At 60.9% G+C, this 25,341-nt stretch carries 22 protein-coding genes; 13 read left to right on the top strand and 9 right to left on the bottom strand.

The window, feature by feature from the left end:
• Nucleotides 1-34 precede the first annotated feature (34 nt).
• From ACIQY3_RS05615 to ACIQY3_RS05635, 5 genes are all read left to right on the top strand, one after another.
• Nucleotides 35-1,684, top strand: coding sequence for a phosphoethanolamine transferase (locus ACIQY3_RS05615; RefSeq protein WP_403017921.1), 1,650 nt, complete (start codon nucleotides 35-37; stop codon nucleotides 1,682-1,684).
• 71 nt (nucleotides 1,685-1,755) lie between these two features.
• Complete coding sequence (locus ACIQY3_RS05620) at nucleotides 1,756-2,418, top strand: class I SAM-dependent methyltransferase (RefSeq protein WP_403017922.1); 663 nt, start codon at nucleotides 1,756-1,758, stop codon at nucleotides 2,416-2,418.
• Between the two features lie 123 nt (nucleotides 2,419-2,541).
• A complete protein-coding gene (rnd, locus tag ACIQY3_RS05625) occupies nucleotides 2,542-3,675 on the top strand; it encodes a ribonuclease D (RefSeq protein WP_403017923.1) in 1,134 nt (377 codons plus the stop codon).
• On the top strand, nucleotides 3,672-3,965 hold the full coding sequence (locus ACIQY3_RS05630) for a YcgL domain-containing protein (protein WP_403017924.1): 294 nt from the start codon (nucleotides 3,672-3,674) through the stop codon (nucleotides 3,963-3,965). The genes rnd and ACIQY3_RS05630 overlap by 4 nt, the downstream gene beginning before the upstream one ends.
• Before the next feature lie 120 nt (nucleotides 3,966-4,085).
• Nucleotides 4,086-5,018: a D-2-hydroxyacid dehydrogenase gene (locus tag ACIQY3_RS05635; RefSeq protein ID WP_054615844.1), complete on the top strand. Its 933-nt coding sequence runs from the start codon at nucleotides 4,086-4,088 to the stop codon at nucleotides 5,016-5,018.
• 126 nt (nucleotides 5,019-5,144) lie between these two features.
• Here ACIQY3_RS05635 and ACIQY3_RS05640 read toward each other — a convergent pair whose 3' ends face one another.
• Nucleotides 5,145-5,738, bottom strand: coding sequence for a nitroreductase family protein (locus ACIQY3_RS05640; protein WP_403017925.1), 594 nt, complete (start codon nucleotides 5,736-5,738; stop codon nucleotides 5,145-5,147).
• 281 nt (nucleotides 5,739-6,019) lie between these two features.
• On the opposite strand from ACIQY3_RS05640, the gene ACIQY3_RS05645 reads away from it, so the two are divergent.
• Together ACIQY3_RS05645 and ACIQY3_RS05650 are read left to right on the top strand one after the other, a co-directional pair.
• Nucleotides 6,020-6,469, top strand: a complete 450-nt coding sequence (locus tag ACIQY3_RS05645; protein ID WP_403017926.1) for a YcgN family cysteine cluster protein — start codon at nucleotides 6,020-6,022, stop codon at nucleotides 6,467-6,469.
• Between the two features lie 114 nt (nucleotides 6,470-6,583).
• Nucleotides 6,584-7,813: a hypothetical protein gene (locus ACIQY3_RS05650; RefSeq protein WP_403017927.1), complete on the top strand. Its 1,230-nt coding sequence runs from the start codon at nucleotides 6,584-6,586 to the stop codon at nucleotides 7,811-7,813.
• A gap of 121 nt (nucleotides 7,814-7,934) precedes the next feature.
• On the opposite strand, the gene ACIQY3_RS05655 is transcribed toward ACIQY3_RS05650, so the two are convergent.
• The 5 genes from ACIQY3_RS05655 to ACIQY3_RS05675 form a co-directional block, all read right to left on the bottom strand.
• The gene (locus ACIQY3_RS05655; RefSeq protein WP_054615842.1) at nucleotides 7,935-8,312 is read right to left on the bottom strand and encodes a DUF2892 domain-containing protein; all 378 of its coding nucleotides are present in this window, start codon (nucleotides 8,310-8,312) and stop codon (nucleotides 7,935-7,937) included.
• A 77-nt stretch (nucleotides 8,313-8,389) separates the two neighbouring features.
• On the bottom strand, nucleotides 8,390-8,860 hold the full coding sequence (locus ACIQY3_RS05660; protein WP_010462134.1) for an RNA methyltransferase: 471 nt from the start codon (nucleotides 8,858-8,860) through the stop codon (nucleotides 8,390-8,392).
• A 318-nt stretch (nucleotides 8,861-9,178) separates the two neighbouring features.
• The gene (locus ACIQY3_RS05665; RefSeq protein WP_403017928.1) at nucleotides 9,179-10,591 is read right to left on the bottom strand and encodes an efflux transporter outer membrane subunit; all 1,413 of its coding nucleotides are present in this window, start codon (nucleotides 10,589-10,591) and stop codon (nucleotides 9,179-9,181) included.
• On the bottom strand, nucleotides 10,575-11,741 hold the full coding sequence (locus ACIQY3_RS05670) for an efflux RND transporter periplasmic adaptor subunit (protein WP_265043912.1): 1,167 nt from the start codon (nucleotides 11,739-11,741) through the stop codon (nucleotides 10,575-10,577). The genes ACIQY3_RS05665 and ACIQY3_RS05670 overlap by 17 nt, the downstream gene beginning before the upstream one ends.
• On the bottom strand, nucleotides 11,731-14,952 hold the full coding sequence (locus ACIQY3_RS05675) for an efflux RND transporter permease subunit (RefSeq protein ID WP_403017929.1): 3,222 nt from the start codon (nucleotides 14,950-14,952) through the stop codon (nucleotides 11,731-11,733). Before ACIQY3_RS05675 ends, ACIQY3_RS05670 begins: the two co-directional genes overlap by 11 nt.
• 226 nt (nucleotides 14,953-15,178) lie before the next feature.
• On the opposite strand from ACIQY3_RS05675, the gene ACIQY3_RS05680 reads away from it, so the two are divergent.
• Together ACIQY3_RS05680 and ACIQY3_RS05685 are read left to right on the top strand one after the other, a co-directional pair.
• Nucleotides 15,179-15,583 carry a hypothetical protein gene (locus ACIQY3_RS05680; protein WP_403017931.1) on the top strand — a complete coding sequence of 135 codons (405 nt, stop codon included), beginning with the start codon at nucleotides 15,179-15,181 and terminating at the stop codon, nucleotides 15,581-15,583.
• Between the two features lie 152 nt (nucleotides 15,584-15,735).
• Complete coding sequence (locus ACIQY3_RS05685) at nucleotides 15,736-16,146, top strand: hypothetical protein (RefSeq protein WP_403017932.1); 411 nt, start codon at nucleotides 15,736-15,738, stop codon at nucleotides 16,144-16,146.
• Between the two features lie 169 nt (nucleotides 16,147-16,315).
• Here ACIQY3_RS05685 and ACIQY3_RS05690 read toward each other — a convergent pair whose 3' ends face one another.
• The 3 genes from ACIQY3_RS05690 to ACIQY3_RS05700 form a co-directional block, all read right to left on the bottom strand.
• A complete protein-coding gene (locus ACIQY3_RS05690) occupies nucleotides 16,316-16,999 on the bottom strand; it encodes a response regulator transcription factor (RefSeq protein ID WP_403017933.1) in 684 nt (227 codons plus the stop codon).
• Between the two features lie 242 nt (nucleotides 17,000-17,241).
• Entirely contained in the window at nucleotides 17,242-18,096 is an 855-nt protein-coding gene (locus ACIQY3_RS05695) for a hypothetical protein (protein WP_403017934.1), read from the bottom strand.
• Entirely contained in the window at nucleotides 18,026-18,361 is a 336-nt protein-coding gene (locus ACIQY3_RS05700) for a hypothetical protein (protein ID WP_403017935.1), read from the bottom strand. The genes ACIQY3_RS05695 and ACIQY3_RS05700 overlap by 71 nt, the downstream gene beginning before the upstream one ends.
• A gap of 201 nt (nucleotides 18,362-18,562) precedes the next feature.
• On the opposite strand from ACIQY3_RS05700, the gene ACIQY3_RS05705 reads away from it, so the two are divergent.
• The 4 genes from ACIQY3_RS05705 (at nucleotide 18,563) to ACIQY3_RS05720 (ending at nucleotide 25,317) form a co-directional block, all read left to right on the top strand.
• On the top strand, nucleotides 18,563-19,210 hold the full coding sequence (locus ACIQY3_RS05705; protein WP_403017936.1) for a gamma-glutamylcyclotransferase: 648 nt from the start codon (nucleotides 18,563-18,565) through the stop codon (nucleotides 19,208-19,210).
• A 136-nt stretch (nucleotides 19,211-19,346) separates the two neighbouring features.
• Nucleotides 19,347-20,531 (top strand): efflux RND transporter periplasmic adaptor subunit, encoded by a 1,185-nt coding sequence (locus tag ACIQY3_RS05710; protein ID WP_403017937.1) that lies wholly within the window; start codon nucleotides 19,347-19,349, stop codon nucleotides 20,529-20,531.
• A gap of 15 nt (nucleotides 20,532-20,546) precedes the next feature.
• Nucleotides 20,547-23,795 (top strand): efflux RND transporter permease subunit, encoded by a 3,249-nt coding sequence (locus tag ACIQY3_RS05715; RefSeq protein WP_403017938.1) that lies wholly within the window; start codon nucleotides 20,547-20,549, stop codon nucleotides 23,793-23,795.
• A gap of 10 nt (nucleotides 23,796-23,805) precedes the next feature.
• Nucleotides 23,806-25,317: an efflux transporter outer membrane subunit gene (locus tag ACIQY3_RS05720; RefSeq protein WP_403017939.1), complete on the top strand. Its 1,512-nt coding sequence runs from the start codon at nucleotides 23,806-23,808 to the stop codon at nucleotides 25,315-25,317.
• Nucleotides 25,318-25,341 lie beyond the last annotated feature (24 nt).

Consider the following 25,341-nt stretch of genomic DNA (forward strand, 5'->3'; position numbering starts at 1 on the left):
CGGCGGCACATCTTTTCAGGAACAGTCCATTCGCATGTTGAAATTCAAAGCCGTGCGCCCCGAGTGGGTGACGCTGATTGCCAGCGCCTTTTTATTGGCCGGGTTCAATCTGGTGCTCTGGCAGCACCTTTTCGAAATCACCGCCACCAACGCTCAGGGCATCGCCATGCGCGTGGCATTTGGCGTCATGGTGCTCGGCGCCTTCAACATCGTCTTGACCTTGCTGGCGTTCCGGCCCGTGCTCAAGCCGCTGCTGACGTTGATCTTCATGGTCAGTGCCGGCGTGGCTTACTTCATGAGCCAATATGGCGTGCTGATCGATGCCGGCATGTTCCGTAACTTTGCCGAAACCAATGCCACGGAAGTGCGCGACTTACTGTCGATTAAGTTGTTGGCTTATATAGTTCTATTGGGTGTTTTGCCATCGTGGTTGTTATGGAAAACACCGATCAATTATCGCGTCTGGCACCGCGATCTATTAAGTAAAGTCCTGGTCAGTGTCGCGTCGGTGGTGGTAATTGGTGGCGTGGCGCTGGTGAACTATCAGGGCTTGTCGTCGCTGTTTCGCAATCACCATGAATTGCACTTGATGGTGGTGCCGAGCAACTACATCGGCGCCTCGGTCGGTTATCTGCGCGAGCAAGTCGCCTCGGCGCAACAGCCCTTCGTCAAGATCGGTGAAGACGCCCGCAAAGACCTGAGCTGGCAGACCCATGGGCGCAAATCCCTGACGGTGCTGGTGGTCGGCGAAAGTGCCCGGGCCGAGAACTTCGGGGTCTTGGGTTATGAGCGCGACACCACGCCCAAACTCAGTAAAGAAGCCGGCCTGATCGCTTTCACCGACGTGCATTCCTGCGGCACGGAAACTGCGGTTTCGGTGCCGTGCATGTTCTCCAACATGGGGCGCAAGGATTACAACGCCAGCAAGGCGAAGAACGAAGAAGGCCTGCTGGATGTGCTCAAGCGTGCCGGCCTGGACGTGATCTGGCGCGATAACCAGTCGGGCTGCAAAGGCACCTGCGATCGGGTCACCATCGACGACGTCAGCAACTTGAAGGACCCGGTGTTGTGCTCCAGCAGTGAATGCCGCGATGAAATCCTCCTGCAAGGTTTGCAGCACTTTATCGACACCCTGGATAAAGACACCGTGCTGGTCTTGCACCAGATGGGCAGTCACGGCCCGGAATACTTCAAGCGTTACCCCAAAGAGTACGAACACTTCACCCCGGTTTGCGAAAGCAATGCGCTGAATAATTGCAGCCGCGACAGTATCGTCAACGGCTACGACAACACCCTGGTGTATACCGACCACGTGTTGTCGACCCTGATTGATCTGTTGCGCAGCAACCAGGACAAAGTCGATACCGCGATGCTCTACCTGTCCGATCACGGGGAATCCCTGGGCGAGTACAACCTGTTTCTCCACGGCACGCCTTACATGATGGCGCCGGAACAACAGAAACATGTGGCCATGCTGGCGTGGTTCTCCGACAGCTATCAAAAGTCGTTCGCGGTGGACACCCATTGCCTGCAACTGAGTCGCGAAAAACCCTTGAGCCAGGACAACCTGTTCCATTCGATGCTCGGTCTGCTGGAAGTCGACAGCAAGGTCTACAACCCGGACCTGGACATGTTCGCCGGCTGCCGCGCACCGATCATCGATGGCGTGCTGGCAAAAAAGTGAGTGCTTCGACTTATTTTTCACGGACCAGTCGCTAACCTGCGGCCGGTAGATATTTCAATAAGAGCCTGTATATGTCCGCGTTGCCCCCATCCGCCGTCGAGCTAGAGTTCGCCCGGCGCTACGATCAGGAACACGCTCGCGTCTGCTTGCAGCCGCAGCCCCGTGGCTTGGCCGGACGCCTGGCGTTCTGGCGCGCCGAGCAATTGGTGCGCAACGCCCTCAAGGTCGCCGGCGAGCCGGGGTTGTTGCTGGATGTAGCCTGCGGCGCCGGGCGTTTTTGGCCGGTGCTGGCCGAGCACGGCAACCGGGTGATCCTCGCGTCCGATCCGTCCCAGGACATGCTCGATCACGCCCGCACTCATCACCCGCAGCAGTTGCTCAAGCGGATCAAGACCTTTCAGAGCTCGGCGTTCACCCTCGATTTATCGGCGAACGCGGTGGATTGCATGATTTGCATGCAACTGTTTCAACATATCGCCAGCCCCGACCACCGGTTGGCCATGCTCGGGGAATTCCACCGCGTCAGCCGTGACACGGTGATTGTCGCGGTCCGCCTGCAAAGCCGCTTCGGGCGTCGGCCATCCGCCACCGAGGGCTTCGAGCCCCCGTTGTTGCCGGGCAAGCTGTTGCTGGAAGCCGAGTTCAGACAGGCGGGTTTCAGCCTGCTCAGTCACCAGGACTTCTTTCCCGGTTGCGCGCGGATGCGGGTCTACGTGCTGCGTAAGACCGGTTAACCTCCCTTCGTCAGACATTTCTTGCCTTTAAGCAGGTCTTTTCGCTAAAGCTCTTGTTCAGTGGATGCGCGGAAATCGCCGGGGGCGATATATACTGCGCGCCATTCTTCAAGGGAGAGCCGTGTGGCCATCGATATTCACTGGATTCGCGACAACGATAGCCTCGGTCAGTTTTGCGCCGAGTGGCAGCAGCTGCCATTCGTTGCCCTCGACACCGAATTCATGCGGGTCGACACCTTTTATCCGATCGCAGGCCTGCTGCAGATCGGCGATGGCGTACGCGCTTACCTGATTGATCCGCTGACCATCGACAACTGGCAGCCCCTGGCCGCGTTGCTGGAAAACCCGGCCGTGGTCAAAGTCGTCCACGCGTGCAGCGAAGACCTCGAGGTCCTGTTGCGCCTGACCGGCAGCCTGCCGGCCCCGTTGTTCGACACACAACTGGCCGCCGCTTACCTGAACCTCGGTTTTTCCATGGGTTACTCGCGGCTGGTCCAGGAAGTGCTCGGCATCGACCTGCCCAAGGGCGAAACCCGTTCCGACTGGCTGCAACGCCCGCTGTCCGACACCCAGATCAGCTACGCCGCCGAAGATGCCCTGCACCTGGCGGAAGTCTACGTACGCCTGCAACCGAAGCTGTCCGAAGACAAATACAACTGGGTGCTGGAGGACGGCGCCGAACTGGTGGCCAACCTGCGCCGCGAGGTCGATCCGTACGAGGTCTACCGCGAAGCCAAACTCGCCTGGAAACTGTCCCGCGCCCAGCTCGCGGTGTTGCGTGAACTCTGCGCCTGGCGCGAGCACGAAGCCCGCGCCCGGGACCTGCCGCGCAACCGCATCGTGCGTGAGCATTCGTTGTGGCCGCTGGCGCGGACTCAGCCGGACAACCTCGGCGCGCTGGCGAAAATCGAAGACATGCACCCGCGTACCGTGCGTCAGGACGGCGAATTCCTGCTGGACCTGATCAAGCGTTCTGCCAATGTGTCGCCGGATCAATGGCCGCCCGCAGTGCCGGAACCCTTGCCAGTGGACGCCGCCACGCTGATCAAGCAACTGCGGGCCATCGGCCAGGCCGAAGCCGAACGCCTGAACATCGCGCCAGAACTGATGCTGCGCAAGAAAACCCTGGAAGCGCTGCTCAAGAGCGGCTACCCCAACGGTCCTTACCAATTGCCTGATTCGCTGCGTGGCTGGCGCCGCGAATTGATGGGCCAGGCGCTGCTCGACAGCCTGGCCACCGCCGGAGAACAGCCTTGAAACGTATTTGTTCCATCTACCGCAGCCTGAAGAAAAACGAGATGTACCTCTATGTGCTCAAAAGCGATGCACTGGAGCGCGTCCCGGAATCGCTGATGGCGGCGTTCGGCAAGCCGCATCACGCCTTTGACCTGGTGCTGACCCCCGAGCGCAAACTGTCCCGCGAGGACATCACCGTGGTCCTGGCAAACCTTGAGAAACAGGGTTATCACTTGCAAATGCCGCCGGCCGAGGACGAGTACATCGAACACTTGCCCGAAGAACTGCTGCGCCGCAACGACCCGATGTGATCGGCAGACAGGTTCTGTTCAGAACCTGTGTGAAAGACTGGAATGATTTTGGCGATGGCCAGCGTGGCGGAGCGATACTCCGCCGGCGGCCGTCTGCTCTGTTTTCGAAAGGTTTGAACCATGCGCGTTCTGATTGCTGAACACGACCACCCTGTGTACGCCCAACTGCTGCGTCAGGCAGCGCCCGAACTGGAAGTGCTGACCAGCGGCGACTCCGCCGAACTCGCGCGCCAGGCTGCCGATTGCCCGATCTGGCTCGGCCAGCCGGACTTGCTGGCCAACCTGCTGCGTCAGGGCCACCAGCCACAATGGCTGCAATCGACCTGGGCCGGCATCACGCCGCTGCTCGCCGACGGCCTGCCACGTCACTATCGCCTGACCCGTGCGGTGGGGATTTTCGGCCAGGTCATGGCTGAATACGTGTTGACCTATATGCTCGGCCACGAACGCGAGGTGCTGGCGCGGTTGGTCAGCCAGGTCGAGCGCAAGTGGGACAGCCGTCAGGGCCAAAGCCTGGCAGGACGCAAAGTGCTGATCGTCGGCACCGGCGACATCGGCCAGACCGTGGCGAACTTCCTCGTGCCGTTTGGCGTCGAGCTGTACGGCATCGCCAGCGAAGCCCGGGAGCAGGCACCGTTTGTGGAAGTGGCCGCGCTGGCCGACCTGCCGCGACTGGTCGGCGAAGTGGATTACGTGATCAACCTGCTGCCCAACACGCCCAACACCCATGATTTGTACGACGCAGCGCTGTTCAAGCAATTCAAGCCGACCGGCGTGTTCATCAACGTCGGACGCGGCGTGGCGGTAGTCGATGCGGACCTGGTGGAAGCCTTGAAAGAAGGGCACCTGGCCGGCGCAGTGATCGACGTCTGCCGTCAGGAACCTTTGCCGCAACGGCACCCGTTCTGGACTGCCTGGGGCTTGCTCCTGACCGGCCACAGCTCGGCCCCCACATCGCCGACGATGATGGTGGACCTGTTCGTCGAAAACCTGCGGGCCTACCAGGCAGGCGAAGCGCTGCGCGGCGAAGTGGACTTCAATCGCGGTTATTGAGTACACCGAAACCAAAATGTGGGAGCGGGCTTGCTCGCGAAGAGGCCGTGTCAGCCGACATCACAGCTGAATGACACACCGCCTTCGCGAGCAAGCCCGCTCCCACAGTGGGTTTTGCAGTGTGGTTTAGAGGGTGAAGTCGCCTTCAGCCGCCAGTTCGCTCAGCGGACGGCGTGGGCTTGGTTCTTCGCGGGCTTGCAGGTATTCCGCCAGCGTCGCTTTATCGCCCAGTTTGCCGACGGCCACCGCCGCGTGCAGCGCATAACCTTCGGGAATGTTCAGCTCCTTGCGGGTCAGTTCCTGGTCGAAACCGGCCATGCCGTGGGTGTGCCAGCCGCTGATGCTGGCTTGCAGCGCCAGGTGGCCCCAGGCCGAGCCGGTGTCGAAGGTGTGCCACAACGCCGGGGTTTCTTCGGTGGCGCCGGGAACGGCGAAGGTGGTTTTCGAAATCACGATCACCAGCGCCGAGGCGTGTTGCGCCCAGCCGCGGTTGAACTCATTCAGCAGACCCAGGAAACGCTCCCAGTTCGGCGTGTCGCGGCGCGCGTAGAGAAACCGCCAAGGCTGCGAGTTGTAGGCGGACGGCGCCCAGCGCGCGGCTTCGAAGAAGCTCAGCAGGGTTTCTTCCGGGATGCTTTCGCCGGTGAAGGCCCGTGGCGACCAGCGATCAGTGAACTGTGGGTGAATGGCATATTCGGCAACGCGTGGATTGGCACTCATGCAGAGGTTCCTTGCTACGTTTGGGTCAGGGAGTCGAAATAAAAACCAGCGGCCACAGTTGAGCTGAGCGATGAGGTTTTTCGAGCCGTGGCAGTTCACCGGAATGCAACGCGGTTGCGCGTTAATGGCCTTCAGGTTTGGCTCGTTGCGACTGGCAAAGCTACTTCGTGGCGCCAAAACTGACAAGTGAAGTTCTTACCGGCAGTCGCCAGCGCTTGGCCCGCAAGGCCTTGGGCACTAGACTGGCGGCCTTTTCACCACCTGATGTTGATGCTTGAGCCATGGCCGCCAAAGTCGAACCGTTCTGGATACGCAAAACCCTCGATCAACTCGATCCCCAGGAATGGGAATCGCTGTGCGACGGTTGTGGCCTGTGCTGCCTGCAAAAGCTCGAAGATGAAGAAGACAACAGCGTCTACTACACGCGCATCGCCTGCAAACTGCTGGACCTGAACACCTGCCAGTGCACCGATTACCCGAACCGTCGCGAGTTCGTCCCGGACTGCATTCAGCTCACACCGGGCAAGGCCGAAGAGTTCCAGTGGCTGCCGCCGACCTGCGGTTATCGGCTGGTCAGCGAGGGCAAGGACCTGCCACTGTGGCACCACCTGGTGTGCGGCGATCGCGATGCGGTGCACCACGAACGCATCTCCCAGTCCGGACGCATGCTCGCCGAAGGCAGCGTGCCGGAAGACGATTGGGAAGATCATCTGATTTTCCGGGCGGGTTAAAGGTCCACCGTTTTTGTGGCGAGGGAGCTTGCTGTGGCGAGGGAGCTTGCTCCCGCTTGAGTGCGAAGCACTCACCCAATAAATAGGCAGTGATTATTGCCACAAGGAGTGTGTATGGCTGGGGGATTGCGGCTGGCGTTGGCCATCGGGGCATTGGCCCTGAGTTCGTCGGTGTGGGCGGCGAAGAAGGTCGATCTGGATTACCACGTGCGCCTGTTGCCGCAAAGCGATCAGGCGGAAGTGCGTCTGACCCTGGCGCAAGGCTCGGCGGTGCGCAGCCTCGACTTTGACCTGGGCGACGGCAGCCACTACAGCGACTTCAAGGCCGACGGCCAATGGCAACTCACGCCGGGCAAAACCGCCCGGGGTATCTGGCACCCGGCCGCCGACAAGGCCAGCCTGACCTACCGCGTGCGCATCAGCCACGGGCGCAAGAGCGGCAGCTTCGACACGCGCATGACGCCAAACTGGGCACTGATGCGTGGCGACGACCTGGTGCCGGCGGCCAAACTCGATCAGCAGGACGGCATCGAACTGGTATCGCGCCTGGAATTCGAATTGCCCAGCGGCTGGAAAAGCGTCGAAACCGCCTGGCCGCGTATCGGCAAGAACACGTTCCGCATCAACAACGTCTCCCGCTTGTTCGACCGGCCGACCGGCTGGATGCTCGCCGGCCATCTCGGCAGTCGCCGCACACGGCTGGGGGAAACCGAAGTCACCGTCGCCTCGCCGGTGGGGCAGGGCATGCATCGCATGGACGTGCTGACGCTGCTGACCTTTGTCTGGCCGCAAGCCCAGGCCGTGTTCCCACGCCATCCGAGCAAACTGCTGATCGTCGGTGCCAATGACCCGATGTGGCGCGGCAGCCTGGCGGCGCGGGAATCGATCTACCTCAACAGCCGTTTGCCGCTGGTCAGCGAAAGCGGCACCAGTGTGTTGGTACGCGAACTGGCCCAGGTGTTCGGCCGGGTCAACGACAAACAACATAGCGAATGGATCAGCGAAGGCCTGGCGGAGTATTACGCCATCGAACTGGTGCGTCGCGCCGGCGGCATGAGCGATGAGCGCTATGAGAGTTTGCAGAAGAAGTTGGCCAAGGACAGCCAGAAGGTGACGACCCTGCGCGGCTCGCAGGTTAGCCCGGCGCAGATTGCCAGGGCAGTGTTGCTGCTACAGGAATTGGATCAGGAGATTCGCATCAAGACCCGCAACAAGCGGTCGCTGGATGATGTGCAGCGCGGGGCGATGCATTTGGAAAGTGTCGATACCAAAGAGTTTGTTCAGCTCGCCGAAAGCGTCATCGGTGAGCCTTCCAAAGTCCTCGATACCGAGCTCTTGAACTGATCGTTCCCACGCTCTGCGTGGGAATGCGCCCGGGACGCTCCGCGTCCCTTTCCAGAGCCGGAACGCAGAGCGTCCCCAGAGGCATTCCCACGCAGAGCGTGGGAACGATCAGGGCGGGGGATCAAACCCCGGTTTTCGGCGATTTCAACGAATCATTCCCGGTGACGGTCGCCGTCTTGGTCGCCGCTTCCGCAGCCGCTTTCAACTGATTCAACTCGTCACCCGCCCGCTGAATCTTCGCCCGCACGGTGTTCATGTCCTGACGGCTTTTCTCCAGCAAGCTTTTCACCGAGCTGTGCCCGGTAATGCCACGGGCCAAAGCCACGCCGCCGATGGCCACTTGAATCAAGCCAAACACACCGCCGCGCCGCAGGCCCTTACCCATCATCACCACGCCGCCAGCCAGGGAGCCGATGCGTTCCCAGCCCTCGACGTTTTGCTCGTGGCGAGTCTGGAACGGGGTGGATTCGATGCGTTCTACGCGTTTGAGTTCGCTCATGATCTGTCTCCAGGCAGGGAAGGATAGTAAAGCTGACTGCCGAAGCGGGCCGCTTGTTCCATCGGATGTGCGGTGACTCAGCGGAATTTCGCACCGGAGCGGGTGTTCAGCCCCTTGGCCATGCGGTCGTAGAGCACGACGTTGACGGTGGCCGCCAGGTTCATGCAACCGGTGGTCGGGATGTAGACCACGTCTTCGCACCAGTCGCGGATCTCTTTATCCAGCGAGCCGTCTTCCGGGCCGAAGATATAGAGGGCGCGATCCGGGTGGGTGTATTCCGGTAGTGAACGGGCGCCTTCCACCAATTCCACGGCGACCGGCACACAGCCCAGGGGCAGGATCTTTTTCAGGTCATCTATCCCGATCAGCGGGATGTCGTAGTGCACGCGTTTGGTGTCGGTGACGAAATCGGCGGCGCGCTCATAGCGCTTGCCGGTGTAGAACACCGACGCCACGCCATAACAGCCAGCGGCGCGCATCACCGAACCGACGTTCTCCGGTGATTTGGGGTTATACAAACCAATGCAGCTGTACCGTTTGTCTGCCACGAGCGGGGTGCCTTCGGGAAAAAGAGGGCGATTATACGGGGATTGGCCGAGAGCGGGCAGTTTCGGGATTGGCGGCGCCTGGACGGCCGCCATCGCGAGCAAGCCCGCTCCCACAGGGCTCAGTCGTGGCGCAAAACCAATGTGGGAGCGAGCCTGCTCGCGAAGAGGCCGTGTCAGTCGATATCAATGTTGAATGACACACCGCTTTCGCGAGCAGGCTCGCTCCCACAGTTGATCTCGGGTGTTCACAAATACTGAGTTCGGCGCAAAACCCCTATGGGAGCGAGCTTGCTCGCGATAGGGCCTGCACAGCCAATATCAATCTTCGCCGCTGCTCCAGCCCCCACCCAGCGCCACGACCAAGCCGACACTCGCCTGCAACTGCCGCGTCTGCAAACCCTGCAACCGCCGCTGGGCCTGCAACGCCGAGGTCTGCGCCGTCACCACATCCAGATAATTCACCGCCCCAGCCTCATAGCTGTTCATCGCCAGCGTCTGCGTGTGCTGCGCGGCATCGACCGCCGCTTGCTCATCTTCAGCCTCCCGTTGCAGATCCCGCAGTTGCCCGAGGTTGTCTTCAACCTCCCGTACCGCCCGCAGCACCTGGCTGCGGTAATGGGCGGCGGCTTCTTCGAATTCTGCCTTGGCCTGGCGTTCGTTGGCGTCGAGGCGGCCGCCGTCGAAGATCGGCAGATTGACCAACGGCCCCAGCGCCCAATAGCGATTGCCGGCGGCCAATAGATTGCCGCTGCCGGCGGTTTGCCCACCGAGCAGGCCGGTCAGGCTGAAGTCCGGGTACCACGCCGCGCGGGCGACGCCGATATTGGCGTTGGCGGCAAACACCCGGCGTTCGGCGGCGGCGATGTCCGGGCGGCGTTGCAGCAGAGTGCTCGGCAGTGCGCCGGGGACTGACGGCAACGCTAAAACCTGATCGCTCGCCTGGAGCCGGAAAACACTCGCCGGCTCACCCACCAATTCCCCCATCGCATGCTCGGCCAGATCCCTTTGTGCCCGCACATCGTCCAGTTGTGCCTGGGCCTCGGCCAGTTGGCTTTGGGCGCGGGTCAGGTCCAGTTCCGAGGCGATGGCGCCTTCATAGCGGTCGCGGGTCAGTTGCAACGCCTGGGTGTAGTCATCGAGGGAACTGGTGAGGATTTTGTTCTGCGCATCCAGGCCATTGAGCTGAATGTACAGCGTCGCGAGTTGCTGTTGCAGGCTCAACCGCGCCGCCGCCAAGTCGTCCGCCGAAGCCTGAGCCTGAGCATCGCCCGCCGCCACCTGATTGCGAATCCGCCCCCACAAATCGAGGTTGAAGTTCAGCGCAAATCCAGCGGTGTTGCTGTTGTACACCGACGGCTGATTGCTGCCACGCAACGGTTTGCCGTCCGACTGACGTTGGCGTAGCGGCTGGGCACTGGCAGTGATTTGCGGGAACAACCCGGCATGCAACTGCCCGGCATAGGCCTGCGCCGCATCAAAGTGCGCTAGGGCTGCCGCCAGGTCCGGGTTGGCCTTGAGCAGTCGCTGTTGCAGGTCGTTCAGCCGAGAGTCCTGATAAATCTGCCACCAGTCCGGGCGCGATTCCTGAGCCTTGGCCAAGTGCCACGGCCCGTCACTGGTCTGCTCGCGATACTGCGCCGGCAAGTCGATGACCGGCGCCTTGTACGTCGGCGCCATCGAACACCCCTGCAACGCCAGCGCCATGATCAGCAGCTCAAGCCTTGGGCGCATGCACACCTCCGGCGTCGGCCAATTGCACGGTATCGCCTTCACGCAGGGCATCCGGCGGGTTATCGACGACCCGGTCCGCAGGCTTCAAACCCTGATCGATCACCAGTCGCTCACCCAAATCCAGACCGATATGAATATCGCGCAAATGCACGTGATTATCCGGATCAAGTACCGCCACTTGCGTGCCCTGAGCGCGGAAGATCAGCGAGCTCGCGGGAATGCTTACACCATGGGTGTCCGCCGGAATCTGCAAGGTCGCCTCGGCATAGTCGCCGGGCAACAACGCGCCGTCCGGGTTATCCGCGACAAACTGCGCGAGTAAGGTGCCGGAGCGCCGGTCAACCGCCGTGGAGTCACCAATCAACCGCGCACTGAAATGCTCGCCGGGATGTTCCGGCACGATCAGTTCAGCCTGCATGCCAGGGCGGATCACGCTGGCGTAGTTCTGCGGCACCGGCACGTACAGGCGCAGTTGATGGGTGTCGGCGATGTCGAACAGCTCTGGATCGCTGTCGTTGTCCGCCTTGATCAACTGGCCGATGTCGGTGTTGCGCGCGGTGATGGTCCCGGCGAACGGCGCGCGAATGGTTTTGTAATCCTCCAGCGCCGAGAGGCGCGCGTAGTCGGCGGCCGCTGCATCGGCGTTAGCTTTGGCTGCCGCAGCGTTGGAGCGTTTTTCATCGGCTTCCTGACGCGACACCGAATGCGTCGCCAACAGGTTTTGCCAACGGCTCGCGGTGGTCTCGGCCAGGCGCGCGTTGGCCTGTTCCTGGATCAGACGCGCGTGAGTCTGCGCCACTTGCTGATCAAGGTCCGGGCTGTCGATCTCGGCCAGAATCTGCCCGGCCTTCACTTGGCTGCCGATGTCGGTTTTCCAGTCCTTCAGATAACCGCTGACCCGCGCATGGATCGGCGCCTTGCTCCACGCTTCCAGGTGCGCCGGCAAGCGCAGGCTGTCGCCGTGCACGTTCTGTTGCGGCTGGAACACGCTGACCAACGGCATGGCGGCGGTTTCGGTCCAGGCGGCCACGGCTTTCTCGTGGCGGGTGCGGGCAGCCAGACCGTTGGCCACCAGCAACGCGGCCAGGGTCAGACCGCCGACCCCCACCCACATCAGGCGTTTGCGCGACGGTTTTTGATCAGGCGACATGAGAGCTTTCTCCAACAACAGGACGAGAGGATTGGCGTCCGTGAACCAGGCTGAACACCACCGGGACGAACAGCAAAGTGGCGGTGGTGGCGAGGATCAGACCGCCGATCACAGCGCGGCCCAACGGCGCGTTCTGTTCTTCGGACAGGGCCAGCGGCAACATGCCGATGATCATCGCCAGGGCGGTCATGCACACCGGGCGGAAACGGGTGTAGCCGCCTTCGAGCGCAGCCTTGAGCGCATCGCCGTGTTCGGCCAGGCGTTCACGGCAGAAACTCACCACCAGAATCGAGTTGGCCGTGGCCACGCCCATGCACAGGATCGCCCCGGTCAGGGCCGGCACCGACAGCGAGGTGCCGCTGAGAAACAGCATCCAGACAATCCCGGCCAGCGCGGCGGGCAGGGCGGTGATGATCACGAACGGATCGACCCACGACTGGAAGTTGACCACGATCAGCAAGTAGATCAGCACCACCGCGCCGAGCAGGCCGAAACTCAAACCGCTGAACGCTTCGTGCAGCGCATCGATCTGCCCGTGCAGGCTGATCACTGCGCCTTTGGGCCGCATGGATGCCGTGTCGTCGAGGACTTTCTGAATGTCCTTGGCCACGCCGCCGAGGTCGCGGCCCTGTACGTTGGCGTACAAATCCAGGGTCGGCATGATGTTGTAGTGGCTGACCACCGCCGGGCTCTGCACCCGGGAAATGCTCGCCAAACCACCGAGGATCTGCGATTGCCCGTCACTGCCGGTCACCGGCAAGGCTTCCAGGGACGGCAGGCTGTCGAGGCGATATTGCGGCGTCGCCGCGACCACACCATAGGACACGCCGTTGGCCGGGTTGAGCCAGAAGGTCGGCGCGGTCTGCGAACTGCCAGCCAGCGACGCGACCATGCTGTTGGTCACATCGCGCTCGGTGATGCCCAGGCCATTGGCGCGCAGTCGATCGACATTCACCTGCAACGACGGATAACCGGTGGATTGCTGGATGCGCAAGTCAGCGACCCCAGCTACATGTTGCAGGCGCCGCTCCAGTTCCACGGCGTAGGCGCGGTTGGCCTCGTCGTTGGGGCCGGAAATTTTCACGTCCAGCGGCGCAGGCGCACCGAAGTTGAGGATTTGGCTGCTGATGTCCGCCGGCAGAAAGGCAAAGTGGCTGCCGGGAAAGCTTTCGGGCAAGGCTTCGCGCAGGCGTTTGACATAATCGGCGGTGGGGCTGTGCTCGGCTTTGAGGCTGACCTGAATATCGCCGTCCTGCGGGCCGATGGTGCCGCTGTTGCTGTAGGCCATGTCGATGCCGCTCAGCGGGATGCCGATGTTGTCGACGATGGTGTCCAGTTGCTCCGCCGGAATGATCTCGCGGATCCGCGCTTCGATGCGGTCGAACGCCGCCGCGCTTTCCTCGATCCGCGTGCCCAGCGGCAAGCGCACATGCAGCGATAAAGCGCCGGCGTCGGTGGCGGGAAAGAAGTCCTCACCCAGACTTGGCAGCAGCGCAAACGACGCCAGCACACACGCCAGAAACCCCAGCAGGAAACGCTTGCGGTATTCCAGCGCCAGCTCCAGCAAACCGAAATAGGTGTCCCGCAAGTTGGAGAAATGCCGCTCGAAACCCTGCTGGAAATTCAGCACCCGTTGCAGCAATGGATGATGGGTTTTGCGGTGCTGCTCGCCCTCGTGATGGTTGATGAATTGATCTTCCGGGTGATGCCCCGGACCTTGTTCCGGCCTGTGCGGTTTGAGCAAAAACATCGCCAGGGTCGGCACCAGCGTGCGCGACAGAATGAAGGAACTGGCCATGGCAAAAATCACCGCCAGCGCCATCGGCCGGAACAGGTAACCGGCGATGCCTTGCAACAGGAACATCGGCACAAACACGATGCAGATGCACAGCAGCGAAACGAAGGCCGGGCCGACAATCTGTTTCGCGCCGTCGAGGATCGCGGTCTTCACCGCTTTGCCTTGTTCCAGGTGCCAGTTGATGTTCTCGATGGTCACCGTGGCGTCGTCCACCAGAATCCCCACTGCCAGCGCCAACCCGCCGAGGGTCATCACATTCAGGGTCTGGCCGCTGGCCGCGAGCAGGGCGATGGCCGACAGCACTGCCAACGGGATCGACGCGGCAATGATCAGCGTTGAACGCCAACTGCCGAGAAACAGCAGGATCATCGCGCTGGTCAGCAACGCCGCGATGATGCCTTCCTTGGCCACACTGCCGACCGACTGTTTGACGAACACCGAGGCGTCGCCCAGCAATGAAGTCTTGAGCGACGACGGCACGGTTTCGTTGATGAGCGGCAGCATCTGGCGAATGCCATCGATGATCGACAGCGTGGAAATATTGCCGTTCTTCAGCGCCGGCATCAGCACCGCGCGGCGGCCATCTACCCGCACGATATTGGTCTGCGGCGGCGAGCCGTCGCGCACATGGGCCACCTGGCCGATGGTGATCAGCGCGCCGTCGACGGTTTTGATCGGCAGGTCGTTGAGTTCGTCGATGGCTTTCGGGCTGTTGTTCAGCAGCACCGTGTATTCGTTGGGCCCGAGCTTGGCGGTGCCCACCGGGATGATCTGGTTTTGCGCCGCCAGTGCATTGCCGACGTCCTGCGCCGACAGGCCTTTGGCGGCCAGCGCCTGCGGGTCGAGGTCGAGGGTGATCTGCCGTTGTTTGCCGCCCATGGGCGTCGGAATTGCGAGGCCCGGCACCGAGGTCAGCGGCAGACGGATGTTGTTCTGCACCAGGTCGCGGATCTTCGCTTCCGACAGGGTCGGGCTGGAGAACGCCATCTGCAAAATCGGCACGGTCGAGGCGCTGTAGTTGAGGATCAGCGGCGGCGTGATGCCCGGCGGCATTTGTTTGAGCACGGTCTGCGACACCGCCGTGACCTGGGCGTTGGCGGTGCGGATATCCACGCCGGGCTGGAAGAAAATCTTCACGATGCCCATGCCCGGCAGGGATTGCGACTCGATGTGTTCGATGTCGTTGACCGTGGTGCTCAGGGAGCGCTCATAGGTGTAGATCACCCGCCCGGCCATGTCCTGCGGCGCGAGGCCGTTGTATTGCCAGACCACCGCGATCACCGGAATGCCGATGTCGGGAAACACATCCGTGGGCGTACGCAGGGCCGCCATGGGCCCGATGATGCAGATGAAAATTGCCAGCACGATAAACGTGTAGGGCTTGAGCAGTGCGGTCTTTACCAGCCCGAGCATGCCGTAAACCTCCGAGGTCTTGAATGCAATTGGCGGGCAGTCTTGCGGTTGCAACTTAAAGATTTGCCTTCACGGGGATGAAGAAATCTTTAAGCATTTCCTGAAAATCCTTTCATGGGGATTCATTTGTCCGAACCGCTCTAGCACGCCACTCTTGACCTCAAGCCGAGCGCCCACCGCCACACCTGGCGACGGTCTCGACGTTCATTTCACGAGGTGTTTTTCCATGACATTCAAACCCCTGTTAATGCTGCCGGGCCTGGGCCTGGTGTGTCTGTTGTCAGCGTGCGCCGGGCCGATGCCCAAGGCTGACCCGAGCGAAGCTTTTATTGGTCTGGAACAACCGGGAAGTGCCGATTTGCTGGCGCAGCGGATTGATGGGCAACAGGTGAATGACGGGCGCTATTTCGAGGTCAAGCCGGGGGCTCATCGGCTGGACATGACGTTGATCAGCGGCGCGGACGGTAGTTCGCTGGACCTCAATTGCACGGGACACTTGAGCTACCGCGAGTTCAAGGCTGGTGAGCACTACCAGATCAATGCGTCGAGCGAGGGACTGAAGGCGGGTGTCAGCCTGATGGATTCCCACGGTAACCAGGTGGCGCAGAGCAGAGGGTTTCTGTGCTCCTGAGCCTGATGCAAAAACAAACCTTGTGGGAGCGAGCCTGCTCGCGAAGAGGGCGTGTCAGTCGCCGTAAATGTTGACTGACCCACCGCTTTCGCGAGCAGGCTCACTCCCACAAGGGATTGCGATGTTTTCAAGATTTTAGGAAGGACATTCCAATGACACTTAAACAGCTGCTATTGATTCCCGGCCTGAGCGTGGTTTGCCTGTTGTCCGCCTGCGCCGGCCCGATGCCAAAACCTGATCCGAGTATGGCCTGGATCGGGCTTCAGGAAGAGTCGCCCAATGACATGCTGGCCGAGCGGGTGGATGGCCAACGCATCGATGACGGACGCTTCTTTGAAGTGACACCCGGTGCCCATGATCTGGCGGTGACGCTGTTCGAAATCCCGAGTGGTGATTCGAATCAGGAGGATTGCGAAGGCAAGGTCTATTACACGCAGTTCAAGGCCGGTGAGCATTATCGGTTGGTGGAATCGAGCCTGGGCCAGGCCGTGAGTGCGCGGCTTGAGGATTCACGCGGTAAGGAACTGGCGCAGACCGGCGATTTCCAGTGCATGCCCGGATAGGATTGTTGGCGACGAAACTCTTGTAGCAGCTGGCGAAGCCTGCGTTCGGCTGCGAAGCAGTCGTAAATACGGATAACGCGGTTTAACTGAAACACCGCGCCGTCTGATTTTGCGACTGCTTCGCAGCCGAACGCAGGCTTCGCCAGCTGCTACAGGGGTTGTGGTTTGCCTACAGCGGTTCCGCAATCACATACCCCGACCCGCGCATCGTCCGGATCAACGGCGGCAACCCCGGCGGGTCGATCTTTTTGCGCAACCGGCCAATGTGCACGTCGATCAGGTTGGTGCCCGGATCAAAGTGATACCCCCAGACCTCTTCGAAAATCATCATCCGCGACAGTATCTGCCCCGAATTGCGCATCATGAATTCCAGCAGTTTGTATTCGGTGGGCAACAGGCTCAGTGGCTGGTTGGCGCGATTGGCCTCGTGGCTGATCAAGTCGAGTTGCAGGTCGGCGATGCGCAGGGTGGTTTCGAAGGTTTTGGCCGGGCTTTTGCGTCGCAGCAACACTTCGACCCGCGCCGCCATCTCGTCGGTGGCGAATGGCTTGGCCAGGTAATCATCGCCACCGGCACGTAAGCCTCGGACGCGTTCATCGACGTCGGAGAGGGCGCTGATCATCAGGATCGGTGTGGCCACGCCAATCGCACGCAACGTGGTGACAATCGCCAGGCCATCCAGCTCGGGGAGCATGCGGTCGAGGGTGATCAAGTCGTAATTGCCACTGACCGCGCTCACCAGGCCTTCGCGGCCATTGCTCACCCAGTCCACTTCGAACCCGTGGCTTTGCAGTTCGGTGACGATTTCCTTGGCGGTCACGGCATCGTCTTCGATGGTCAAGATTCGGGACATGTCGGTTACCTGTTCAGAGTTCCGGATGCCACGATTTTGCCAATAAACGGTTAGCGGTTTGCTGAGGAAAGTTTCATTTGCGGTACAAAGGAAATGCGCTATACCGCGAATACTTTTTAAAGCCTTCCTCAGTTCCCTGTGGGAGCGGGCTTGCTCGCGAAGGCGGTGGATCAGTCAACATCAATGTTGAATGTCAGTCCGCCTTCGCGAGCAAGCCCGCTCCCACAGGGGTAAGTGGTGTGTTACTTGGTTGTGGGCAGCATCGCCTTGAGCTTGTCCATCATCGCGCTGGCCGCGTTGGTGATCTTGTTGCCCTCCGGGTCTTTGCTCCCCGAACCACTGGTGTCGACGCCCGCGAGGATTTCCGCCAGGTTGTTGAAGTGCCCGTCTTTCTTCTTGCCGCCAGCGGCCACGTCGCCCTTGTCGTACTGAGCCAGCGCGTCCTGCAAGGTCTGATGCTGGGACAACCATTCCGGTTTGGTCTTTTCCTCGGGGCTCATGTTGTCGAGGAAACTCAAGGCAGCCTTGGCGCGCCCGATCGGGTCATTGGCAAACGGGTCTTTCCAGTTTTTCTTTTGATCTTCAGGGCCGCTGTAATGACCCGACGCCAAACGTGCCTGCTGTTGCATCAACGCTTTGGCCGCTTCCTGCTCATCACTGGAAAACTTGCCGCCCTCATTGGTGGCCACGGCGTTCAGCGAACGACGATCCAGATCGCCCATCAATGCATTCTTGTCTTCAACGCTGCCGCTGTAAGGCTTTTCGCCGGCCTTCATCTGCGCGTACTTGTCGTCCATGCGCTTGCGCGCATCCACGGCCACATCGGCGAAGGATTTGTCCTTGGAGCTGGACACCGCGCCGGGTTGGGTGACACCCAGCACCAGGGCGTCTGCGTTCATGCCCGCGCGCACGGGAAAGTACGGTGTGTTGTTGCCGATCGAGCCGCTGTAATCGGTGGATTTTTTCGAGAGGCTGACCGCGTCGTCGGTCTTGGCGTCTTTGGCGGCCTGCTCGGTGGTGCTGGTCTTAGCCTTGGCCTGGGCCGCCGCGCCGTAAGCCACCATCGCGGGGCTGTTGAAGGTTGAGGAGACGTTCATCGTTCACTGCCTTGCGTGTATTGATGCTGATACATCGCAAGAACAGTGCCAGCGGGGGAATCGCCGCTTGTGGGCCGGTTTGTAGCGGTTTTGACATGTTTTTAGCGTGCAAGGATTGCCGGGAGCGGCAAGTAATTGCCGGTTGAAACACAAATCCCCCTGTGGGAGCGGCGGTGCGACGATTCAACTCTGCCGCCAGCACCTCGCCATTGTCCAGTTTCAACGCGGCGATATAGCCATGGAAAGTTTCATCTTCGAAGGCCATTGTTGCCTGCGATGCGCCAAACCCCCGCGCTCCTGAATCCTGAAGTGGACGTAAAACGTTGATCGGCTGGCCTGGGACGACGCTGGCGATTGTCTCTTCAGCGGCTACTAACAGTATCTCCCTGCGTTATTTATCCGGTTTTGTGCTTCCGGCACTATTCATCCATGGGCTGCTGTTGTCACCGATTCAGAGGCATTGGCGATGTTGACGAAACACCTGATTACCTCCGGCGCTTACCTTGAAACCTTTGGTGAGTTACCGAAAGACATCGCTTGGACCCTTGAGCGCATCGAGCGGTCGATGCTGGACACCCTGGCGGCTCGTCCAGACTCCGGAGACTTCTGGGTATTTGGTTACGGTTCCTTGATCTGGAACCCGTTGCTTAACTTCGCCGCCCGCCAACGCGCCACCTTACATGGCTGGCACCGCAGTTTTTGTATGCGAATGATTGCCGGGCGCGCCACTGTTGAAATGCCTGGAAGAATGCTGGGCCTTGAACCGGGTGGCTCCACTCAAGGTGTTGCGTTCAGGCTGACGCAACAGGTCGCAGACGAGGAGTTGATCCTGTTGTGGGTGCGTGAAATGCCTACCGGTGCGTACCGGCCGCTGTGGACATCAATCACCCTGGAAGATGGAACTCAAGCGTCGGCGCTGGTGTTTGTCGCCGAGCCAGAACATCCACTGTATGAGCGGGACGCCAGTATCGAATCCATCGCCCCGAGTATCGCGGGCGCTTCCGGCCTCATGGGAAGCAATGCCGATTATGTTCACAAGTTGCATGAAGCGCTGAATGAAAGTGGTTTCGTCGACGAATACATCGGCGCGTTATCAGTGGGAATAGTGGCGTGAACTAACACCGCTCTAAGCCAAGTAATAACCCAAGACCCGAGTGTTCAGGTGCGGGCCCGCTTGTGCCCCGATTTTGTAAAAGCAGCTGTAAACCAACCGTTCAGCAACAACTTTTCAATCAACAGGAGATAGAGAAATGATCGCCAATCGCAAACGGCTTTCCGTCGCGTTAAGTGCGCTCTTAGTGGCCGGCACTGCCGGCATCGCCGTGAAGTATGGCGATCATTTTGCGCCCGTCAGTACGGCCAGTGCGACGGAGGCCACACCCGTGCCGAAATCGGAAGTGGACGTCGCCACTGTGGTGTTCAAGTCGATCAGTGAGTGGCAGAACTACTCCGGTCGCCTCGAAGCCGTGGACAAGGTCGATATCCGGCCGCTGGTTCCCGGCACCATCGTCGCCGTTCATTTCAAGGACGGCGCGCTGGTGAAAAAAGGTGACCCATTGTTCACCATTGACCAGCGCCCTTACCTGGCTGAAGTGGATCGCGCGGCCGGCCAATTGGCCGCTGCCGAATCCCGGGCGTCCTACACGGCGACCGATGCGGCGCGTGCCGCACGCCTGATCGAACAGAACGCCATCGCCAAGCGGGATTTCGACGAGAAGCAGAACGCCGCCCGCGAAGCCGTCGCCAATGTGAAGATGGCCAAGGCTGCGCTGGACGCCGCCAGGGTCAATCTGTCGTACACCGAAATCACCGCGCCCGTGGCCGGTCGTGTGTCCCGTGCGGAGTTGACCGTCGGTAACGTCGTCTCCACGGGGGCCACCGCGCCGCTATTGACCAGCCTGGTGTCGGTGTCGCCGATCTACGCCTCGTTCGATGTCGATGAGCAGACTTACCTGCGCTACCTGAATCAGTCGTCTGCCAAGCCCGCGCCGGTGTCCCTCGGTCTGGCCAACGAAGACAGTTATTCGCGCAATGGCGTTGTTGATTCCATCGACAACCAACTGGACACCCAGTCCGGGACCATTCGCGTTCGCGCCCGTTTCGATAACGCCAACGGCGCACTGCTGCCGGGCCTGTATGCGCGGATCAAGGTTGGCGGCGGTAAACCGTTCGACACGGTGTTGGTGGATGACTCGGCGATCGGCACCGACCAGGCGAAGAAATTCGTGCTCGTGGTTGGGCAGGACGACAAGGTCGAGTACCGCGAAGTCATCCTCGGCAACTTGCATGAAGGCCTGCGCATCGTCACCTCCGGTTTGAAGGCCGGCGACCGTGTGGTGGTCGGCGGTGTGCAGCGTGTTCGTCCCAACGACACCGTGCACGCCAACTCCGTTGAGATGGCGAACATCGGTCGCGCTGCAAAGCCTTCGGCTTAACGAGAGAACATCCTCATGAATATCTCCAAGTTCTTTATTGACCGGCCGATCTTCGCCGGCGTGTTGTCGGTGGTTGTGGTGTTGGCGGGGCTGATTGCCCTGACCAAACTGCCGACCGCCGAATACCCGGAAGTGGTTCCCCCTTCGGTGGTGGTCCGCGCCGAATACCCGGGCGCCAACCCGAAAGTCATCGCGGAAACCGTGGCTTCGCCGATCGAGGAGCAAATCAACGGCGTCGAAGACATGCTCTACATGCAGTCGCTGGCCAACAGCGACGGCAAGTTGACCACCACGGTGACCTTCAAGCTCGGCACTGATCCGGACAAGGCCCAGCAGTTCGTGCAAAACCGTGTGGCCCAGGCGCTGCCGCGCTTGCCCGAAGATGTGCAGCGCCTTGGCGTGACCACGATCAAGTCGTCACCGACCCTGACCATGGGCGTGAGCATCCTGTCGCCTAATCAGCGTTACGACCTGACCTACCTGCGCAACTACGCCCTGATCAACGTCAAGGATCGCCTGGCGCGTATCCCGGGCGTGGGTGAAGTGGTGATGTGGGGCGCCGGTGATTACTCGATGCGCATCTGGCTCGATCCGCAGAAAGTCGCGCGCCTGAATCTGACCGCCACCGATGTGGTCAGCGCCATTCGCGAGCAGAACGTGCAAGTGGCGGCCGGTATCGTCGGCGGTGCGCCGATGCTGACCAACGTGCCGATGCAATTGAGTGTCAACGCCCAGGGCCGTTTGAAAACCGAGCAGGAGTTCCGCGACATCATCCTCAAGACCAGCGGCGGTGCGATCACTCGTCTGTCCGATGTCGCGCGGGTCGAGATGGCGGCTTCCGAGTACACGTTGCGAGCGATGCTCGACAATAAGCCGGCTATTCAGATGATCATCTTCCAGCAGCCGAACGCCAACTCGTTGCAGATTTCCGATGACGTGCGCAAGGTCATGGAGGAGATCAAGCAGGACATGCCGGACGGTGTGGACTACGGCATCAAATACGACCCGACCCAGTTCGTTCGGGACAGCATCAACGCCGTCATCCAGACCTTGCTCGAAGCCATCGCTCTCGTCGTATTGGTGGTGATCATCTTCCTGCAAACCTGGCGCGCCTCGCTGATTCCTTTGTTGGCGGTGCCAGTGTCGATCATCGGTACGTTTGCGCTGTTACTGGGCTTTGGCTACACCATCAACGCCCTGTCGTTGTTCGGCATGGTGTTGGCCATCGGGATCGTGGTGGACGATGCGATCGTGGTCGTGGAAAACGTCGAGCGCAACATTGCTGACGGTCTGTCGCCTCGCGACGCGACCTACAAAGCCATGCAGGAAGTGAGTGGGCCGATCATCGCCATCGCCCTGACGCTGGTTGCGGTGTTTGTGCCGCTGGCTTTCATGTCTGGTCTTACTGGGCAGTTCTACCAACAGTTCGCGATGACCATTGCGATCTCGACCGTGATCTCGGCGTTCAACTCGCTGACCTTGTCGCCAGCGCTGTCCGCTATTTTGCTCAAGGGACATGACGCGCCGAAAGACCGGCTGACGCGGATCATGGACGCGCTGTTCGGACGTTTCTTCAAAGCCTTCAACCGTGTGTTCAACCGTGGCTCGCAACGCTATGGCCAGGGCGTCGGCAGTGTGGTCAACCGCAAGCTTGTGATGCTGGTGATCTACGGCATCCTGCTGGGCGGCGCAGTGTGGATGGGCAAGATCGTGCCTGGCGGTTTCGTGCCGGCGCAGGACAAGGACTACGTGGTCGCCATTGCGCAACTGCCGAGCGGCGCCACCCTGGATCGCACCGAGAAAGTCGTCCGTGAAATGGGTGATATCGCCCTGGCCATTCCCGGGGTCAAGAACCTGCCGCAGTTCCCCGGGTTGTCGGTCAGCCTGGCCAACTCCCCGAGCAGCGCGTTGGTGTTTCCGGTACTGGAGCCGTCCAAGCACCGTTCCAAGCAGCAGTCCGCCGCCGCCATCGTGGCGCAGTTGAATGCCAAATACGCCGGGATCAAGGACGCTGCGATTGCCGTGTTCCCACCACCGCCAGTGGCTGGCCTGGGGACGGTCGGCGGTTTCAAGTTGATGATCGAAGACCGCGGTGCGCTGGGTTATGAGGCGCTGAACAAGGCGACCCAGGATTTCCTCGCCGCTGCGGCGAAGGCCCCTGAACTGGGCCCGGCGTTCTCCATGTTCCAGATCAACATGCCACAACTCAATGTTGAACTGGATCGCGTCAAGGCCAAGCAGTTGGGTGTGTCGGTGACGGATGTGTTCGACACCCTGCAGATCTACCTGGGCTCGATGTACGTCAATGACTTCAACGCGTTCGGTCGTGTGTATCAAGTGCGGGCCCAGGCTGATGCGCCGTTCCGTGCCACCGCGGAAAACATCGGCGTACTGAAAACCCGCAACGACAAAGGCGAGATGGTGCCGCTGTCGTCGCTCATTAAAGTCACCACCACCTACGGCCCGGAAATGGTCGTGCGCTACAACGGCTACACCGCTGCGGATATCAACGGCGGCCCCGCACCGGGTTACTCGTCTGGCCAGGCTCAGGCGGCAGTCGATCGCATTGCCAAGGAAGTGTTTCCGCGCGGCATCAAGTACGAGTGGACTGACCTGACTTATCAACAGGTCCTGGCGGGCAACGCGGCCATGTGGGTATTCCCGATCAGCGTGCTGTTGGTGTTCCTGGTGCTGGCGGCGTTGTACGAAAGCCTGACTTTGCCGCTGGCAATCATCCTGATCGTGCCGATGAGCATTCTGTCTGCGCTGGTCGGTGTGTGGCTGACCAACGGTGACAACAACATCTTCACCCAGATCGGTTTGATGGTGCTGGTGGGGCTGTCGGCGAAGAACGCGATCCTGATTGTCGAGTTCGCTCGCGAACTGGAAATGCAGGGACGGGGCATCGTCGAGGCTGCCATCGAAGCGAGCCGCCTGCGCCTGCGCCCGATTCTGATGACGTCCATCGCTTTCATCATGGGCGTGGTGCCGCTGGTGTTCTCCACCGGCGCCGGTTCTGAAATGCGCCAGGCCATGGGGATTGCGGTGTTCTTCGGCATGTTGGGTGTGACCTTGTTCGGCCTGATGTTGACCCCGGTGTTCTACGTGCTGTTGCGCAAGCTGTCGGGCGTCAAGCACCTGACGGACAAGCACGGCAAGCATCCGCACCTGGGGGCCGAACTCAATCCTGTCGGCACCTACGCGCCTGACGATCATCGCCCTCACGCTTCGGCTCGTGTGCCTGAAACCGCGTTCGAGAAGTAAGGAGAACGACATGAAAGTATTTGCAAAGAATCGGATGCTTTTACGCTCAGTGTGGCTGGCGACGGTGTTGGCGACTGCAGGTTGCTCGCTGGCACCCACCTACCTCAAGCCGAATGTGTCGATGCCGCCGGCGTACAAAGAGGAGAAGACCCAGCCGCTTTTAAAGCCGGCTGAGGCTGGCAACTGGAAAACCGCCGAGCCGTCCGAAGACATCGCCCGTGGTGAGTGGTGGCGGGTGTTCAAGGACCCTGCGCTGAACGACCTCGAGCGCCAGGCCCAGGACGCCAACCAGAACCTGGTCGCTGCGGCGGCGCGGTTGAAGGAGGCTCGGGCACTGAACCAGTCCGCCCGTTCCGCCCTGTTTCCCACCCTGGATGCGGGCTTCGGCCCCACGCGAGAGAAGGTGTCGCCTGCCTCGCAGTTTCAGTCGGACAGCGGCCAGGGCGCCAGTCAGACCCTGTGGCGCGCCCAGGCCGGCGTGTCCTATGAAGTCGACATCTTCGGTCGTGTGGCCTCGACCGTGGACGCGGCGGATGCCGAGACTCAACGCAGTGAAGCGCTGTTCCGTTCGGTCCTGCTGGCCTTGCAGGCGGACGTCGCCCAGAACTATTTCGCCTTGCGCCAACTGGATGCGGAAAGCGATGTGTATGTCCGAGCGGTCGAGTTGCGGGAGCAGGCTTTGAAGCTGGTGCAACAGCGCTACTCGATGGGTGACATCAGTGAACTGGATGTGGCCCGGGCCGAGTCCGAACTGGAGACAGCGCGCTCCGATGCCATGACCGTGCAACGTCTGCGTGCAACCTCGGAACACAGCCTCGCGGTGCTGTTGGGCAAGACCCCGGCGGAGTTCGCGATGGCCGCCAATCCGCTGCAACCGGTGATCCTGCGTATTCCCGCCGGCCTGCCGTCGTCGCTGTTGGAGCGGCGTCCGGACATCGCCGCCGCCGAACGGTCCATGGCAGCGGCCAATGCGCGGATCGGCGTGGCGAAAGCAGCGTTTTTTCCGTCGCTGACGTTGACCGGTTCGGCAGGGTTTGAATCGGGTTCGTTGAGCAATCTGTTCCATTGGAGCAGCAGCACCTTTTTGCTGGGACCGCTGGCCGGTACCGCGCTGAATCTGCCGATCTTCGATGGCGGATTGCGCAAGGGCAACCTCGCCAATGCCCGGGCCGTCTACGAAGAAGACGTGGCCAACTACCGCCAGCAGGTGCTGGTGGCGTTCCGCGAAGTCGAAGACAACCTGTCAGACCTGCGGCTGCTGGAAGGGCAGACCCAGACCCAGGCCAAAGCGGTGGGTGCTTCCTCCCGTGCAGCCCAACTGGCCCGGGCGCAATACACCGAAGGCGATGTGATTTACCTCTCCGTCATCGATGCCGAACGCTCGGCACTGCAATCACGTCGCGCCGCTGTGCAGTTGCAGGGCGCGCAGGCGGCCGCGACCGTCAACCTGATCCGCGCGTTGGGCGGTGGCTGGGGTAACGCAGTACCCGAAAAGACCGCGCTTAACGTGACGCAACACTAAAGAAAACCCGCACGTGCAATTCCA

It is taken from the genome of Pseudomonas sp. NPDC096950 (genome assembly GCF_044762525.1).
In the GTDB taxonomy this organism is placed as follows: domain Bacteria; phylum Pseudomonadota; class Gammaproteobacteria; order Pseudomonadales; family Pseudomonadaceae; genus Aquipseudomonas.